This window comes from Janthinobacterium svalbardense (assembly GCF_002327145.1).
In the GTDB taxonomy this organism is placed as follows: domain Bacteria; phylum Pseudomonadota; class Gammaproteobacteria; order Burkholderiales; family Burkholderiaceae_D; genus Janthinobacterium; species Janthinobacterium tructae.
On sequence record NZ_CP023422.1, the window covers coordinates 2,336,952 to 2,353,383 of the forward strand.

The window sequence follows — 16,432 nt, forward strand, 5'->3', positions numbered from 1 at the left end:
GGTCTTCAACATGGACGCTAGCCTGACTTGGCCTTCTAGGCAAAGGGATAACGATTATAGCGACGCCGGGTGCCTTTTCGATATAAATTGATATCGGACGGGCGAATTGGCAACGATAATGACAACGACAGCCACAGCGAAAGAACTTGTTTTGAAAGCATCCGAATTGACCCCGAACGAATTGACTATTCCCGCCCGCCTGGTGATCGCCACGCGCGAGAGCCGTCTTGCCATGTGGCAAGCTGAACATGTGCGTGCGCGCCTGGCCGCCCTGTATCCGCAGTGTAGCGTTGAAATTCTCGGCATGACCACACGCGGCGACCAGATTCTGGACCGCGCCCTGTCCAAGGTAGGCGGCAAGGGCCTGTTCGTCAAGGAGCTGGAAGTGGCGATGGAAGAAGGCCGCGCCGACCTGGCCGTGCATTCGCTCAAAGACGTGCCGATGGAGTTGCCAGAAGGCTACAGCCTGGCCGCCATCCTCGAGCGCGAAGACCCGCGCGACGCGTTTGTATCGAACGACTACGCCAGCCTGGCCGAGCTGCCGCACGGCGCCGTCGTCGGCACCAGCAGCTTGCGCCGCCAGTCGCTGATCGCCGCGCGCTACCCGCACCTGACGATCTTGCCCCTGCGCGGCAACCTCGATACGCGTTTGGGCAAACTGGACCGTGGCGATTACGCCGCCATCATCCTCGCTGCCGCCGGCCTGAAGCGCCTGGGCCTGGCATCGCGCATCCGCGCCGTGCTGGCGCCGGAAGACAGCTTGCCGGCCGCTGGCCAGGGTGCCATGGCGATCGAGATCCGCAGCGGCCGCGTCGACGGCGCCGACCTGGTGCGCCTGCTGGCGCCGCTGAACCACACGGCCACGGCGCAAGCCGTCACGGCCGAGCGCAAGGTGTCGAAGATTTTCGGCGGCAGCTGCCAGATTCCGCTGGCCGCGTTTGCCACCGTCGAGGGCGAACAGATGCGCTTGCGCGCCATGGTCGCCACGCCCGATGGCGCGCGCATGGCCAGCGCCGAGCTTGAAGGCCCGGCCAGCGCGCCAGAACAGCTGGGCGAGCAAGTGGCCGAATTGCTGCGCGGCCAGGACGCCGCCGGCATCCTCGCCTCGTGCGCCGTTACACCCGACAAGCATGAAGGCCTGGCGCCGCATGCCTGACAGCGTGGTGATCACGCGGCCCGCGCAACAAGCAGGGCCGCTGGCCGCCCGCATCGCGGCGCTGGGCTGGCGCGTGACTCTGCTGCCGCTGCTGGAAATCCACGCGCTGGACGGCGAGGACGAATGCGCGCAGCTGCAAGCCGTGCTGGCGCGCCTGGCGCAATACGACCTGGTGGCGTTTGTTTCGCCCAACGCCATCGATTGCGTCTTTGCGCACCTGCCCGTCTGGCCGCCTGGCGTGCCGCTGGCCGTGGTGGGCGAGGGCAGCAAGATGGCCTTGGCCGCGCATGGCGTCACGCAGGCCAACGCCAGCATCACCAGCCCGTTTGACACGGCGCGCAGCGATTCCGAACATCTGTTGCTGGCGCTGGACTTGCCGGCCCTGCGCGGCAAGCGCGTGCTGATCGTGCGCGGCGACGGCGGACGCGACTACCTGGCTGACGGCTTGCGCGCGGCCGGCGCCGAAGTCGAGTTCGTCACAGCTTACCGCCGCAAGGTGCCAACGCTGACGCCAGCCTTGCGCGCGACCCTGGAAAACCTGTTGCAGCATAATAATGACTGGATCATCACCAGTTCGGAAGCGCTGCGCGGTTTGCTGGCGCTGCTGGGCGAAATGGGCGATGAAAAGATGGATGTTGCAAAAATGCAACAGCAGCATTTGATCGTGCCGCACGCGCGCATTGCACAAACGGCGGCGGCCCTGGGTTTTGCCCGTGTCACCTTGACAGGATCAGGCGACGCAGGAGTGCTCGCCGCGTTACAATCACGACCATGAACGAAATGCCTACACTCTCCGAACCGAATGCAACGCCTGGCAGCGCCGTGAAGACGGCGCCGCAGGCGGCCGACCAACCTGCTGGCCGCGCGCCGACCCTGCTCGAACAGCTGCAAAAGCCCATGAGCATCGCCGTCATCGTGCTGGCCGTGCTGCTGGCGGCGCAAAGCTGGTCGACCAGCAAGCAGATCCGCAACCTGCGCGAAGAAGTGGCCAAGCGCCTGCAAAAGGGCGATGTCAGCAACGCCGAAACGGGCGTGCTGGCGCGCAACGTGCAAGAAGGCACGAAAGAGCTGCAAATCAAGGTGGGCGCGCTGGAAAACCGCCAGAGCGAAACGCAAAGCCAGCAGCTGGCGCTGGAACAACTGTATAACGACTTGTCGAAGAACCGCGACGAGTGGGCGCTGACGGAAATCGAGCAAGTGCTGTCGACGGCCAGCCAGCAGCTGCAACTGGCCGGCAACGTGCCCGGCGCGCTGATCGCCCTGCAAAACGCCGACCGCAGCCTGTCGCGTTCCGACAAGCCGCAATTCATCACCATCCGCCGCGCCATCGGGCGCGACATGGAGAAACTCAAGGCCCTGCCCAGCGTCGATTCGACGGGCGTGGCCCTGCGCCTCGATGCCGTGATCGCCCAGATCGACGCCTTGCCGATGCTGTCCGACGAAACGCCGGCCTTGCCGGCCGCGCCGGAAAAATCGGGCAAGGCCAAGGCCGGGGCCAAGCCCGTGCGCGATGCCAGCGGCAAGCTGGTCGGACCGCCGGCGCCGGAACCGCTGCTGCAAACAGTGCGCGACGGCTTCAATACCTGGAGCGGCGACATGTGGAATGACGTGCGTCAATTGATCCGCATCCGCAGAGTCGATACACCGGAAGCGCTGATGCTGTCGCCGACGCAATCGTATTTCTTGCGGGAAAACGTCAAGCTGCGCCTGCTGAATGCCCGCATGGCCTTGTTGTCGCGCAATGAAACGGCTTTCCGCAACGACTTGATCGCTGCGCAGGATGCGCTGGCCAAGTATTTCGACACCCGCGCCAAGAGCACGCAGACGGCGCAAGCCTTGCTGCGCCAGGTGCAGGGCAGCAACCTGGCCATCGAAATGCCAACCTTGTCCGACAGCCTGGCGGCTGTGCGCAACTACAAAGCGAAGTCCTGAGCCCATGCGTCTATTTCTCTGGTTACTCGCCCTGATGGCCGCGGCGATCGGTATCGCCGTGACGGCCCGTTTCAACCCCGGCAACGTGGTGCTGTTCTATCCGCCGTACCGCATCGATTTGTCGCTGAACTTCTTCCTGCTGCTGCAGCTCGTGCTGTTCGTGCTGCTGTACCTGCTGGTGCGCGCCGTGCGCGCCACCGTGCGCATGCCGGCGCAAGTGGCGGCCTATCGCCAGCGCAAGCGTGAGCGCGATGGCAACAAGGGCTTGCGCGAAGCCTTGAAAGCCCTGTTTGAAGGCCGTTTCGGGCATGCCGAGAAGGCCGCCCTGCGCGCCGCCGAGCTGGAAGAAAATGCCGGCCTGGCCGCGCTGATCGGCGCACGCGCCGCGCACCGCATGCGCCAGTCCGAGCGCCGCGACAGCTGGCTGGCCCGTGTCGAAGGCGATGCCAGCCTGAAAACGGCGCGTTTGATGACGGTGACGGAATTGCTGGTCGACGACCACCAGCCGGAAGCTGCCCTGGCGGCCGTGCGTGAACTCAATGCCAGCGGCACGCGCCATATCCACGCGCTGCAATGGTCGCTGAAGGCCGAGCAGCAGGCGAAGAACTGGCCGGAAGTGCTGCGCCTCGTGCGTTCGCTCGACAAGCACCGCGCCCTGCATCCGGCCCTGTCGTCGCGCCTGCGCGAGCTGGCCTACGACCATTTGCTGTCCGACCCGTCGCATGACGCCGAATCCTTGATGCGCGTCTGGTCTACCGTGCCCAGCAGCGACCGGGTCAAGCCGTATATCGCCTGCCGCGCCGCCACGGCCCTGAATGCGCGCAGCCTGCACGATGAGGCGCGCCTCGTGTGCGAAGAGTCGCTGGCCGCCGACTGGGACGAGCGCGTCGTGCGCGCCTACCGCGAAGCGGCGGCGCCGGCCGGCACGCCGGCCCTGCTGCTGCAGATCGAGCATTGCGAGCAATGGATGAAACAGCGTCCGCTCGATGCGGAACTGGCGCTGACCCTGGGCACCCTGTGCCTCAAGCAAAAACTGTGGGGCAAGGCCCAGCGCCACCTGGAGCAGGCTTTGTCGGATGCGAACGAGCCGCAAATGGTGCGCGACGCCCACCTGAAGCTGGCGCAGATGCACGATGCCTTGCAGCAGACGGAACAGGCTGCCGCGCATTACCGGCAGTGCGCGCTGGCTACCATCCTGTAAGCCATTTCATCAGATGTAAAAAAGCCGTTCAGTGCAGACTGAACGGCTTTTTTTTTGCGCTGCTATCTTGCTAATTTACTTCTTCGAGCTTTACTTCTTCGACCTTTACTTCTTCGACCTTTACTTCTTCGTTACCGCAGTGCCTTCCGGCAAAGCATACGCGATCAGGGTGTCGCTCATCTTCGTGCCCAGCGAACCGTGGCCGCCAGCCATGACGACGACGAACTGGCGTCCCGACTTGTTCGACACATAGCTCATCGGCGTAGCCTGGCCACCTGCCGGCAAGCGGGCTTTCCAGAGTACTTTGCCGTTGCTGACATCGTAGCCGCGGATGTAGTAGTCGAGCGTGCTGCTGAGGAAGGTCACGCCGCCACCGGTGGTGACCATGCCGCCCAGGCTGGGCACGCCCAGTGGCAAGGGAATCGGCACGGGACCGCTGTCGCGCGTGGTGCCGTTCTTGTGCATCCACACTTTTTTCATGGTGCGCAGGTCGACGGCGGCCACATAGCCCCACGGCGGTGCCTGGCATGGGAAGCCCAGCGGCGAAAGGAAGGCCTTGATTTCCACGGCGAACGGTACGCCCGTCTGTGGCTGCAAGCCCATTTCGCCGCCCGTGCCGCCCTTGGCCGTCGTTTCGGCGCGTGGCACGAGTTTTTCCAGGAAGCCCATGTAGTCAGGGTTGACGATCAGCAACTGGCGCACGGGGTCGATGGCGGCGCCGCCCCATTCGAAGATACCGAGCGGGCCCGGCGAGATGACGGCGCCCTTGCCAGCCGTTTGCGGCGTGAACGGGCCTTCATAGCGGCGTTCCTTGAAGATGATGCGGCAGGCGAGCTGGTCGAACGGCGTGGTGCCCCACATGTCCGCTTCGCTGATATTGCGCTCAGGCAAGAAGGTCAGGGCCGAGAACGGCTGCGTGGGCGACAAGGTGTCGCCAGCGGCAGGATTGCTCGTCGGCACAGGTTTTTCCGGCGCCGGCACGACCAGGCTGCCATCGCGGCGGTCGATCACATAGATGTCGCCGCGTTTTGTCGTGGCAACAACCGAGGGAACTTTGCCTTTCGGCGTGTCGATGTCGACCAGCGAAGGCTGGCCGCCGATATCCATGTCCCAGATATCGTGGTGCACGGTCTGGTAGACCCAGCGTACTTTACCCGTCGCCAGGTCCAGCGCGACGATGGCGCTGTTGAATTTCTCGCCATTCTTGTTGCGGTTGCCGCCCCAGGTATCGGGGGTTTCATTGCCCATCGGAATGTAGACCATGCCCAGCTTTTCATCGATGCTGGCCACGCCCCACGAGTTGGGCGAGTTGTTGGTGTAGTTCTTGCCTTCAGGGAAGGGCTTGGTATCTTCCGGCGTGGCCGGGTCCCAGTTCCACAGCAGTTTGCCGGTGACGGGATCGTAGCCGCGGATCACGCCCGATGGCTCTTGCGTCGAATGGTTGTCCGTCACGCTGGCGGCGATCACGGCCACGTTTTGTGCCACGGCCGGTGGGGACGTGGGCATCAGGAAACCGCGCTTGATCATGGCCATGTTTTTATACAGATTGACGACGCCGTTGTTTCCAAAGCTCTTGCACGACTCGCCCGTATCGGCGTTGACGGCAATCATGGTGCCATCCATGGTCGGCGCCAGGATGCGGCGCGGGCATTCCATGCTAGCAGCTTCGGGGGCGGGGTTGTTTTTGGCGCGGCCCGCGTTCACGTCCCAGTAGGCCACGCCGCGGCAGATCATGTGCTGGTAGCTGGCCGCATCGCGGTTGATCTTCGGATCGTGGCGCCAGATTTCCTTGCCCGTATCCGGGTTCAGGGCGATGACGATATTGTGCGGCGTGCACAGGTACAGCATGTCATTAACCTTCAGCGGCGTGACTTCATTGGCGATCTCGCCCGGGTCGTTTGGACCCTTGAAGTCGCCCGTGTGGTAAGTCCAGGCTTCTTTCAGGCCGGAAATATTCGCGGGCGTGATTTGCGCGGCCGGGGCATAGCGGTCGCCATAGCCGGAGCGGCCATACGCGGACCAGTCGTTGTGCTCGACGCCGGGCGCCAGGTCGCCGCTGGCGGTGGCGGCCATGTTTTCGGCCGGCACCTCGCCATGCAAGTCATGGTAGTCCTGGAACAGGGCGATGACGCCGGCGATGACGGTCAGGGCCACGGCGGCGCAGAGGGCCGTCTTGCCCGCTTGCGGCTGTTTCCCGGCGGCAGGCGGGGCCAGGCGGCGGCTGACGAAGGGCAGCAGCAGCCAGACGGCGGCGGCAAACCAGATATCGAGGCGCGGCAGCAATTGCCACCAGTCGAATTTCACTTCAATCACGGACCAGATGAGGGTGGCGAGCAGCAGCAGCGCCATGAAGGCTTGCGCGCTGCGCTTGCCTTTGAAGACGAGCACGCCTGCGATCAGCATGCCTATGCCGGCCAGCAAGTAGTACCAGGAGCCGCCGAGCGTGGCCAGCCAGATGCCGCCGCCCAGCAGGGCGAGGCCGAACAGAACGAAAATAACGCCGGTGACCTTTAATAAAGGACCGGGCCGGAAAGAGGGAATCATCATATTCCTTTTTGCAAGGATTTATCGGTGGCGCGTTGATGCGCCATATTGAATTCAGGGAGAGCGTCGATTGCAGAATATACAAATTTTGGAATCACCAGAATGTTACAGTTTATCAGAATTGATGATTGTCTTCTGGTCGCGCCCTTTTTTGGCTGGGGCGCTATTTGAATCAAATACATGCTTCAAATAAGCGCAAATATTATGCTGGAAGAGTGGATTGCCGGGCTGCGTAGGCGTTCGGCGTAGCATATTGAAGCGCCTGCGCAATTATTCGAAGACATCGCGGGATGAATGATAATAAAATTGTTGTTATAAATTGCTGCAATAAATGCAATTCGGCCTATAATAACCATGCCTGCTGCAGGGTGATATTGAAATGAAAATGCACAGGTATTCAAGGTATTATCTCTGGGCTGGTCGTAGTATTACTTAAGTGTTTCTACTTATTGTTTCCGGGAGCCTGTTTATTCTTTCGCTGGCAGGCTGCGGGGGCCAGCGGAGCGTGCATGCCACTGTTGTTGGCTTGTTGCGCAAATCGCCGGCGGGCCGCTGCTGCATCGCACAAGCCGCCTGTACTTCGCTATAATTGCGCGGTTAAAACACAATCCGCTAATGAGGAACCCCATGAGTTTGAATAACGTCTCTTCCGGCCGCGACCTGCCGAACGATTTCAACGTCGTCATCGAAATCCCGATGAACGCCGATCCGATCAAGTACGAAGTCGACAAGGAAAGCGGCGCGATCTTCGTCGATCGCTTCATGGGTACCGCCATGCATTACCCGTGCAACTACGGCTACGTGCCGAACACCCTGTCGCCGGACGGCGACCCGGTTGACGTGCTGGTCATCACCCCGTTCCCGCTGATCCCGGGCGTGGTCGTGCGCTGCCGTCCTATCGGCGTGCTGAAAATGACCGACGAGTCGGGCGAAGACGCGAAAGTGCTGGCCGTGCCAGTCGACAAGGTCCTGTCGATCTACAGCCACTGGCAAAAGCCGGAAGATCTGAATGAACTGCGCTTGCGCCAGATCCAGCATTTCTTTGAGCACTACAAAGATCTGGAAAAAGGCAAATGGGTCAAGATCGACGGCTGGTATGGTCCTGACGTGGCCAAGGAAGAAATCCTGAATGGCGTCGCCGCCTACAAGGCAGATGCTGCAAAAGCATAAATAACGGGGCGCTTCGCTGCCGCCCACCGTTCAAAACGCTCCCCGCCAGCGATGGCCGGGAGCGTTTTTATTTTGCTAGCTGCGAAACGGGCTGTGCTCGTTCAATTCATCGAGGTAGGCATCAATGCCGCCCCGCTCGCGTTCGAGGAAGCGCTGCACGGCGTCGGCAAAGGCCGGGTGCGCCAGCCAGTGGGCGGACCAGGTCTTTTGCGGCAGGAAGCCGCGCGCCATCTTGTGCTCGCCCTGGGCGCCCCCTTCGAAGGTGGCGATGCCGTTGGCGATGCAAAATTCCAGCGGCTGGTAATATGCCGTCTCGAAATGCAGGCAGGGCACGTGCTCGAGCGCGCCCCAGTAGCGGCCATACAGGGTGTCCTTGGTATGGATCACCAGCGAGGCGGCAATGGCCCGGCCTTCGCGCTCGGCGATCACCAATAAAATGTTCTGTGGCATGCTGGCACCGATGCGCTGGAAGAACTCCAGGCTCAAGTACGGCGACGAGCGGTGTTCCGCATAGGTATTGCTGTAGCAGCGGTGGAAGAGTTTCCAATCGGCATCAACAGCATCGATGCCGCGCACCTGGCGCATGGTCACGCCCGCTTCCTGTACCTTGCGCCGCTCGGCGCGGATATTTTTGCGTTTCTTGTGTTCCAGGGTGGCGAGGAATTGCTCGAAATCCGTGTAGCCAGGATTGAGCCAGTGAAACTGCACGCCACTACGCATCAGGTAGCCAGCTTCTTCCAGCTGGCGCGCTTCGCTTTCCGGCGGGAACAGGATGTGGCAGGACGACACTTCACTCGCTTGCTGCTGCGTCTGCAGGAAGGCCAGCAGGGCCGCGCGCGCCTGGCCATCGCGGGCCAGCAAGCGCGCGCCGCTCACAGGCGTAAAGGGAATAGCGGACAACAGTTTCGGGTAATATTCCAGGCCATGCTGCTGATATGCCTCGGCCCAGGCCCAGTCGAACACGTATTCGCCATACGAGTGCATTTTGAGGTACAGGGGCAGGGCGGCGGCCAGGGTCTCGCCTTGCCACAGCACCAGGTAATTCGGCTGCCAGCCCGTGTCCGCGCTCGCGCAGCCGGAATCGTGCAGCGCGTGCAGGAAGGCGTAGGAGAGGAAGGGATTGGCGTCCTGCTGGCTGGCCAGCAGTTCAGACCAGGCCGCTTCGCCAATTTCAGCCAGGGTAGTGACGATAGCCGTGCGATAATTCATTGTTGTAGTGTGCCTTCATCACTCTCGGGGCGCCGCCGTCGGCCTGCGCGCCCCTGTCTTGTTTAATAGAACGAAAATATCCATCATCATCATGACAGTCAAAGTCGCAATTGCTCAAATGAATAGTACGGTCGGCGATCTGGCCGGCAACCGTGCCAAGATCTTCGACCTATCCCGCCGCGCCTTTGAAGCGGGCGCCGATATCGTGCTCACGCCGGAACTGTCGCTGGTCGGCTATCCACCCGAGGACTTATTACTGCGCAATGCATTCTACGCAAAAACGCAGGAAGCGTTTGCGGGGCTGGCTGCGGACCTGGCCCAGTTCAAGGATTTGCACGTGGTGGTGGGCTTGCCCCTGCAGGACGAGAAGGGCGTGCGCCATAACGCCGCCTCCGTGCTGCTGAACGGTGAAGTGCTGGGCACTTACCGCAAGCACGATTTGCCGAATACCACCGTTTTCGATGAGAAGCGTTACTTCACGTCGGCGGACCAGGCTTTCGTGTTTGGCGTGAAGGGTGTGCGTTTCGGCATCAATATCTGCGAAGACACGTGGTTCGAGCACGCGCCGATGCGCGCCCGCGCCGCTGGCGCGCAAGTGCTGCTGGTGCCGAACGGCTCGCCGTACCACATGAACAAGCAGCATCTGCGCTATGAAACCATGCGCAAGAACGTCAGCGCGCAAGGCATGGCCCTCGTGTACGCCAACCTGGTCGGTGGCCAGGATGAGCTGATTTTTGACGGCGACTCGTTTGTCATGGATGCGGCCGGCACCATTTGCGCCCAGCTGCGCCACTTCGAGGAAGACTTGCAGCTGGTCGAGTTCGACGGCGCCGCGCCCATGCCGCAGGCCCTGGCCGCGCCGTTGACGACGGAGGCGCAGGTGTACCAGGCGCTGGTGCTGGGCGTGCGCGACTATATCGGCAAGAATGGCTTCCCTGGCGTGCTGATCGGCATGTCGGGCGGCGTCGATTCCGCCCTGACCCTGGCCATCGCCGTCGATGCGCTGGGCGCCGACAAGGTGCGCGCCGTGATGATGCCGTCGCAATTTACGGCCGATATCTCATGGATCGATTCGCGCGACATGGTAAAACGCCTCAATGTGCGCTACGATGAAATTCCGATCAAGCAAACCTTCGACGCCTTCCGCGCTACCCTGGCCGGCGAGTTCGCGGGGCTGGCGGAAGACGCGACGGAAGAGAATATCCAGGCGCGCATCCGCGGCACCTTGCTGATGGCACTGTCGAACAAGCTTGGCAGCATCGTGCTGACGACGGGTAACAAGAGCGAGATGGCGGTCGGCTATTGCACCCTGTACGGTGACATGGCGGGCGGCTTTGCCGTGATCAAGGATATCGCCAAGACGCTGGTGTACCGCCTGTGCGCGTACCGCAACAGTGTCTCGGACGTGATTCCCGAGCGCATCTTGACGCGCGGACCGTCGGCCGAATTGCGCGCCGACCAGCTGGACCAGGATTCCTTGCCGCCATACGACGTACTCGACGGCATCATGCAGCTGTACATGGAAGAAAACCGGCCGATCGCCGAAATTATCGAGGCTGGCTACCCGCCGGCCGATGTGGCCCGGGTCACGCGCCTGATCAAGATCAATGAATACAAGCGGCGCCAGTCGCCGGTGGGCATCCGCGTCACGCACCGTGGCTTCGGCCGCGACTGGCGCTACCCGATTACTTCGAAATTCTACGAATAACGTGGGGAACCCCGCCAAACCTACTGCGCAGCTCACTACCGGGCATCCGTTGCTCACCGTACTAAAGTACGGCTCCGCTACTCAACCCGGTATTGAACTTGCTCGCTACGGTTTTGCGGGGTCCCGTTAAGCCAGCCAATGAAGAACTGACGATTACCAATAAGGAGAAAGCCATGAAACAGATTACCGCCATCATCAAACCATTCAAGCTCGACGAAGTACGCGAGGCCCTGGCCGATGTGAACGTGACGGGCTTGACCGTGACGGAAGTGAAGGGCTTTGGCCGCCAGAAGGGCCATACTGAGCTGTACCGTGGCGCTGAGTACGTGGTCGACTTCTTGCCGAAAGTCAAAGTCGAAGTGGTGGTGGACGACAGCGTGTCGGAACTGGTGGTCGACGCCATCATCAAAGCGGCCCGCACGGGCAAGATTGGCGACGGCAAGATCTTCGTGCGCGACGTGGAGCAGGTCATCCGTATCCGCACGGGTGAAACGGGTCCGGACGCGGTGTAAGTGTTCCAGCTTGGGCCGCTGACCGTCAGCGCCCCAAGCGCATGTCGAATTTCCAGCATATCAGGCGCAGAATCGTGATACCGCTGGCGCTGGTCCACAGCGCGAAGTCGTGCTGGGCGCCGAAGTGCATTTGCAATAAATATGCCCAGCAGCCGAAAAAGGCGCAGATGGCGTACGGTTTGCCGTCACGAAACACCATCGGCACTTCGTTGCAGACGATGTCGCGCATCACGCCGCCAAAGATCCCCGTAATCACCCCCATCATCGAGGCGATGAAGAGCGGCATGCCGGCGCGCGTCGCTTCGGCCACGCCCGCGATGGCGAACATGCCCAGGCCGATGGCGTCGGCGATGACGATCAGGCGTTCCGAGACGATCTGGCGCAAATGCTGGATCAAGGGCGCGGCCGTCAGGGCCAGCACGAAAATCAGAATCGCGTATTCCTGGTGCGAGACCCAGAACAGGGGCCGCTTGTCGAGCAGGATGTCGCGCAGGGTGCCGCCGCCGAACGCCGTGATGAAGGCCACGACGAATACGCCGACCAGGTCCATGCGCTTGCGGCGCGCTTCGATGAAGCCGGAAAAAGCGCCCACCAGGATGGCGATGACCTCGATGATCTTGATCAGCGAGCCAGGCGGCAGTTGGGGTGGCATCATGGGTGGAGCGCGTGTTCGAGACGCTAAGCAGGAAATAATTGTCACAGGTTAACATGACACGGCCCCGAATGGTGACAAACGGGGCCGTGTGCAGTGCGGAACTTGTTATTGAATTGTGATCTTGCTGCTAAGGCTAACGGATCGGCTGCAGCGCGGAAGAAAGCAAGACCACCAGCGCCCCATCGCCCCCTTCGGAGCGGCGCGCCTGGCAAAAGGCGATGACTTCATCCTTTTGCACGAGCCAGCTGTGCACCATCGATTTCAAGACCGGTTCCTGGCCTTTCGAGCCAAAACCCTTGCCATGGATCACGCGCACGCAGCGCAGCTTGCGCCGCGTCGCCTGGTTCAAAAAGGCACCGATGCCGTCGCGCGCCTCGTCGCGGCGCAAGCCGTGCAAGTCCAGCTCATCCTGGATGGGCCAGTGGCCCTTGCGCATCTTTTTCACCACGTCCGGTCCCACGCCTGGGCGGGCGTAGTTCAGGGACGGATCGTTTTCCAGGTAATGGTCGACCTCGAACAAGTCCGACAGCGACTCGCGCAGCACGGCAGCATGATCCTCTTCCGGCGTCAGCTTGCGCGCCGGCTGCTGGGCCGCCATGGCGCCCGCCTTGGGCACGCTGGGCACGTAGCGGTCCGACTCGGGCAGGCGCTTGACGCCGCCGATGCTGGCCTTGAACAGATTGCTTTCCACGGCCTGCACCTTGACCTGCTGGGCGCGTTCAGCCGCGGCTTGCGCGCGCGCATCTGCCTGCTCCTTGAGCTGCTTGCTGACCGCTTTCAGGTCGGCAAAGTCTTTCATCGACGCCATGCGACGCTTACTCCTGGCCTTCCAGGTAGCGCTGGGCGTCCAGTGCTGCCATGCAACCCGTGCCGGCGCTGGTGATGGCCTGGCGGTAGATATGGTCTTGCACGTCGCCGGCCGCAAACACGCCCGGCGCGCTGGTGGCGGTGGCCATGCCTTCCAGGCCAGTCTTGGTCTTGATGTAGCCGTTGTGCATGTCCAGCTGGCCTTCGAAGATGCCCGTGTTCGGCTTGTGGCCGATGGCGATGAAGACGCCGTGCACGCTCAATGCTTCGACCTTGCCGTCGATGGTCGACTTGATGTTCAAGCCCGTCACGCCGCTGTCGTTGCCCGTCACTTCGTCCAGGGTGTGGTTATATTTCAACACGATCTTGCCTTCGGCCACCTTGGCGTTCAGGCGGTCGATCAGGATCGCTTCGGCGCGGAACTTGTCGCGGCGGTGGATCAGCGTGACTTTATTGGCGATGTTCGACAGGTACAGCGCTTCTTCGACGGCCGTGTTGCCACCGCCGACGACGGCCACTTCCTGGTTGCGGTAGAAGAAGCCATCGCAGGTGGCGCAGGCGGACACACCCTTGCCCATAAAGTGCGCTTCGGATGGCAGGCCCAGGTATTGCGCGGATGCGCCCGTGGCGATGATCAGCGTATCGCACGTGTATTCGTGGCTGTCGCCCTTCAGGCGGATCGGCTTTTCGTTGAGGAATGTGGTGTGGATATGGTCAAACACGATTTCCGTATTGAAACGCTCGGCGTGCTGCAGCAAGCGCTGCATCAGGTCCGGGCCTTGCACGCCCATCGGGTCGCCGGGCCAGTTTTCCACGTCCGTGGTGGTCATCAATTGACCGCCCTGTTCTACGCCGGTGACCAGCATCGGGTTCAGGTTGGCGCGGGCGGCGTAGACGGCGGCGCTGTAGCCGGCTGGGCCGGAGCCGAGGATCAAAACGCGGGCGTGTTTGGTAGTGGTCATGGGAGGCTTCTCTATGAGTGTGGTCTGTCCGAATTGGGGGCGTACGCGCGAAGAACAAGGGCGTATTGCGCTTGCGCAAGCAATCCACGATTATAGACCAAGCCGCCTGTAGCGACGAATCGTGGGGCCGTCCGGGGCATATATGGCTTAGAATACTTCCTTATTATGGGAAATTCCCTTTCAGAAACATTTATCACCTTGCAGCGCTTCCCAGAATGACTAAACCAGCCCAGGCCAATCAAAATAGCTACACCCGTAAACCGGTCGAACGCCGGCCTCTGCCGAACCGGCTGGTGCGGCTGCTGTCCGAGGCGCGCTGGTTCGCGCTGGCCGCGTTTGCCTTGTATTTCGTGCTGATCCTGGCCAGCTTCAACAAGCTCGATCCGGGCTGGTCGCATGCGACCTCCGTCGACAAGGTGGCCAACCTGGGCGGCAAGCTGGGTGCGTATCTTGCTGACCTGTTGTTGTATATCTTCGGTTTTTCCGCCTGGTGGTGGTGCGTCTGGCTGCTGCGCACGGTATGGAATGGCTATCGCCAGTTGAGCCGCCGCTTCCTGCTGGAAGAGGAGGAGGTGGAGCGCGAACACCATGTCGAGATGCTGATCCGCATCGTCGGCTTCTCCATCATGCTGATCGGCAGCATGGGCCTGGAATACCTGCGCATGGGGAAAAGCCTTCATGGTCATTTGCCGCGCGATCCGGGCAGTGTGCTGGGCCAACTGGTGGGCCACTCGGCCCACGTGGCCTTCGGTTTCACCGGCGCTACTTTATTACTGTTGCTGCTGTTCGGCCTGGGTTTCAGCCTGTTCTTCCATGTGTCCTGGCTGCAAGTGGCCGAACGCATCGGCGGCGCCATCGAAGATGCGTTCAACTGGTTCGTGCTGCGCTACCAGGACCGCGAAGACCGCCGCCAGGGTGAAGTGGCCGCCGTGCGCCGCGACGAAGTGGTGGTCATCGAACGGGCCAAGCACGTGGAAAAGCATGTGGCCGCGCCGCCCGTCAAAATCGAGCCGCAGGTGGTGACCGTGGTGAAATCGGAGCGCGTGGAAAAAGAGCGCCAGGCGCATCTGTTTGAAACCCCCGGCGATGGCAAATTGCCGCCGCTGTCGCTGCTTGATGAAGCGCCGCCCGTGGTGGAAACGGTGTCCGTGGAAACGCTGGAATTTACGAGCCGCCTGATCGAAAAGAAATTGTCCGACTTTGGCGTGGATGCCAAGGTAGTGGCCGCTTACCCCGGCCCTGTGGTCACGCGCTATGAAATCGAGCCGGCCACGGGCGTCAAGGGTAGCCAGATCGTCGGCCTGGCGCGCGACCTGGCCCGTTCGCTGTCCCTGACGTCGATCAGGGTGGTGGAAACCATTCCCGGCAAGAATTACATGGCGCTGGAACTGCCGAACAGCAAGCGCCAGATCGTGCGCCTGACGGAAATCCTCGGCTCCAAGGTCTACAACGATGGCGTGTCCAGCCTGACGATTGCGCTGGGCAAGGATATCGCCGGCAAGCCCGTCGTTGCCGACCTGGCCAAGATGCCCCACTTGCTGGTGGCCGGTACCACCGGTTCCGGTAAATCCGTGGGCATCAATGCGACGATTTTGTCGCTGCTGTACAAATCCGACCCGCTCGACGTGCGCCTGATTCTGATCGATCCGAAGATGCTGGAAATGTCCGTCTATGAAGGCATCCCGCACTTGCTGGCGCCCGTCGTGACCGACATGCGCCAGGCGGGCCACGCGCTGAATTGGGCCGTGAACGAGATGGAACGCCGCTACAAGTTGATGAGCAAGATGGGCGTGCGTAACCTGGCCGGCTACAACGCGAAGATCGCCGACGCGAAAAAGCGCGAAGAACACATCCCGAATCCGTTCAGCCTGACGCCGGACTCGCCGGAACCGCTGGATAAACTGCCGACCATCGTCATCATCATCGACGAGCTGGCCGACTTGATGATGGTAGTGGGCAAAAAAGTCGAGGAATTGATCGCGCGTATCGCGCAAAAGGCGCGCGCCGCCGGTTTGCACTTGATTCTGGCCACGCAGCGCCCATCTGTAGACGTGATTACGGGGCTGATCAAGGCCAACATTCCGACGCGTATCGCCTTCCAGGTCTCGTCGAAGATCGACTCGCGTACCATTCTGGACCAAATGGGCGCGGAAGCCCTGCTGGGCATGGGCGACATGCTGTACATGCCGCCCGGCACCGGCTTGCCGATGCGCGTGCACGGCGCGTTTGTGTCCGATGAAGAAGTCCACAGGGTCGTCAGCCATCTGAAGCTGCAGGGCGAACCGAATTACATCGAGGGCATCCTCGAAGGCGGCACCCTGGAAGGCGATGGCGCCGAAGGCGGCGCGCCGGGCGAGGGTGGCGGCGAGGCCGATGCCCTGTACGACCAGGCGGTGGCGGTGGTGCTGAAAAACCGCCGCGCCTCGATTTCGCTGGTGCAGCGTCATTTGCGCATCGGCTACAACCGCGCCGCCCGTCTGCTCGAGCAGATGGAGCAGAGCGGGGTGGTGTCAACCATGCAATCCAATGGCAACCGGGAAATCCTGGTGCCGGCGGCGAGTGCCGAACAAGGGTAA

General features: G+C 61.8%; 13 protein-coding genes. 8 read left to right on the forward strand and 5 right to left on the reverse strand.

The annotated features are described in order from the left end of the window. Nucleotides 1–151: 151 nt before the first annotated feature. From hemC to CNX70_RS10540, 4 genes are read left to right on the forward strand one after another with little or no spacing between them, the layout of a single operon-like run. Entirely contained in the window at nucleotides 152–1,156 is a 1,005-nt protein-coding gene (gene hemC / locus CNX70_RS10525) for a hydroxymethylbilane synthase (RefSeq protein WP_096234647.1), read from the forward strand. Further along, complete coding sequence (locus CNX70_RS10530) at nucleotides 1,149–1,931, forward strand: uroporphyrinogen-III synthase (protein WP_096238383.1); 783 nt, start codon at nucleotides 1,149–1,151, stop codon at nucleotides 1,929–1,931. The genes hemC and CNX70_RS10530 overlap by 8 nt, the downstream gene beginning before the upstream one ends. Further along, nucleotides 1,928–3,088: a uroporphyrinogen-III C-methyltransferase gene (locus CNX70_RS10535; protein ID WP_096234648.1), complete on the forward strand. Its 1,161-nt coding sequence runs from the start codon at nucleotides 1,928–1,930 to the stop codon at nucleotides 3,086–3,088. The genes CNX70_RS10530 and CNX70_RS10535 overlap by 4 nt, the downstream gene beginning before the upstream one ends. A 4-nt stretch (nucleotides 3,089–3,092) precedes the next feature. Next, the gene (locus CNX70_RS10540; protein ID WP_096234649.1) at nucleotides 3,093–4,289 is read left to right on the forward strand and encodes a heme biosynthesis protein HemY; all 1,197 of its coding nucleotides are present in this window, start codon (nucleotides 3,093–3,095) and stop codon (nucleotides 4,287–4,289) included. A gap of 120 nt (nucleotides 4,290–4,409) precedes the next feature. On the opposite strand, the gene CNX70_RS10545 is transcribed toward CNX70_RS10540, so the two are convergent. Continuing rightward, the gene (locus tag CNX70_RS10545; RefSeq protein ID WP_167389640.1) at nucleotides 4,410–6,836 is read right to left on the reverse strand and encodes a membrane-bound PQQ-dependent dehydrogenase, glucose/quinate/shikimate family; all 2,427 of its coding nucleotides are present in this window, start codon (nucleotides 6,834–6,836) and stop codon (nucleotides 4,410–4,412) included. Nucleotides 6,837–7,460: 624 nt separating this feature from the next. On the opposite strand from CNX70_RS10545, the gene ppa reads away from it, so the two are divergent. Beyond that, nucleotides 7,461–8,003 (forward strand): inorganic diphosphatase, encoded by a 543-nt coding sequence (ppa, locus tag CNX70_RS10550; RefSeq protein ID WP_071078556.1) that lies wholly within the window; start codon nucleotides 7,461–7,463, stop codon nucleotides 8,001–8,003. A gap of 75 nt (nucleotides 8,004–8,078) precedes the next feature. On the opposite strand, the gene CNX70_RS10555 is transcribed toward ppa, so the two are convergent. Continuing rightward, nucleotides 8,079–9,212 (reverse strand): GNAT family N-acetyltransferase, encoded by a 1,134-nt coding sequence (locus tag CNX70_RS10555; protein ID WP_096234650.1) that lies wholly within the window; start codon nucleotides 9,210–9,212, stop codon nucleotides 8,079–8,081. A gap of 91 nt (nucleotides 9,213–9,303) precedes the next feature. Between CNX70_RS10555 and CNX70_RS10560 the strand changes: the two genes are divergently transcribed. Together CNX70_RS10560 and CNX70_RS10565 are read left to right on the forward strand one after the other, a co-directional pair. After that, nucleotides 9,304–10,920: an NAD+ synthase gene (locus tag CNX70_RS10560; protein WP_096234651.1), complete on the forward strand. Its 1,617-nt coding sequence runs from the start codon at nucleotides 9,304–9,306 to the stop codon at nucleotides 10,918–10,920. 173 nt (nucleotides 10,921–11,093) lie between these two features. Next, nucleotides 11,094–11,432 (forward strand): P-II family nitrogen regulator, encoded by a 339-nt coding sequence (locus CNX70_RS10565; protein WP_034758685.1) that lies wholly within the window; start codon nucleotides 11,094–11,096, stop codon nucleotides 11,430–11,432. A gap of 25 nt (nucleotides 11,433–11,457) precedes the next feature. Here the strand turns inward: CNX70_RS10565 and CNX70_RS10570 are convergent, their stop codons facing one another. The 3 genes from CNX70_RS10570 to trxB form a co-directional block, all read right to left on the reverse strand. Continuing rightward, nucleotides 11,458–12,087 (reverse strand): trimeric intracellular cation channel family protein, encoded by a 630-nt coding sequence (locus CNX70_RS10570; RefSeq protein ID WP_096234652.1) that lies wholly within the window; start codon nucleotides 12,085–12,087, stop codon nucleotides 11,458–11,460. 133 nt (nucleotides 12,088–12,220) lie between these two features. Beyond that, on the reverse strand, nucleotides 12,221–12,895 hold the full coding sequence (locus CNX70_RS10575) for a Smr/MutS family protein (protein ID WP_096234653.1): 675 nt from the start codon (nucleotides 12,893–12,895) through the stop codon (nucleotides 12,221–12,223). Between the two features lie 7 nt (nucleotides 12,896–12,902). Next, nucleotides 12,903–13,856 carry a thioredoxin-disulfide reductase gene (gene trxB / locus CNX70_RS10580; RefSeq protein WP_096234654.1) on the reverse strand — a complete coding sequence of 318 codons (954 nt, stop codon included), beginning with the start codon at nucleotides 13,854–13,856 and terminating at the stop codon, nucleotides 12,903–12,905. 215 nt (nucleotides 13,857–14,071) lie between these two features. On the opposite strand from trxB, the gene CNX70_RS10585 reads away from it, so the two are divergent. Next, nucleotides 14,072–16,432: a DNA translocase FtsK gene (locus CNX70_RS10585; RefSeq protein WP_096234655.1), complete on the forward strand. Its 2,361-nt coding sequence runs from the start codon at nucleotides 14,072–14,074 to the stop codon at nucleotides 16,430–16,432.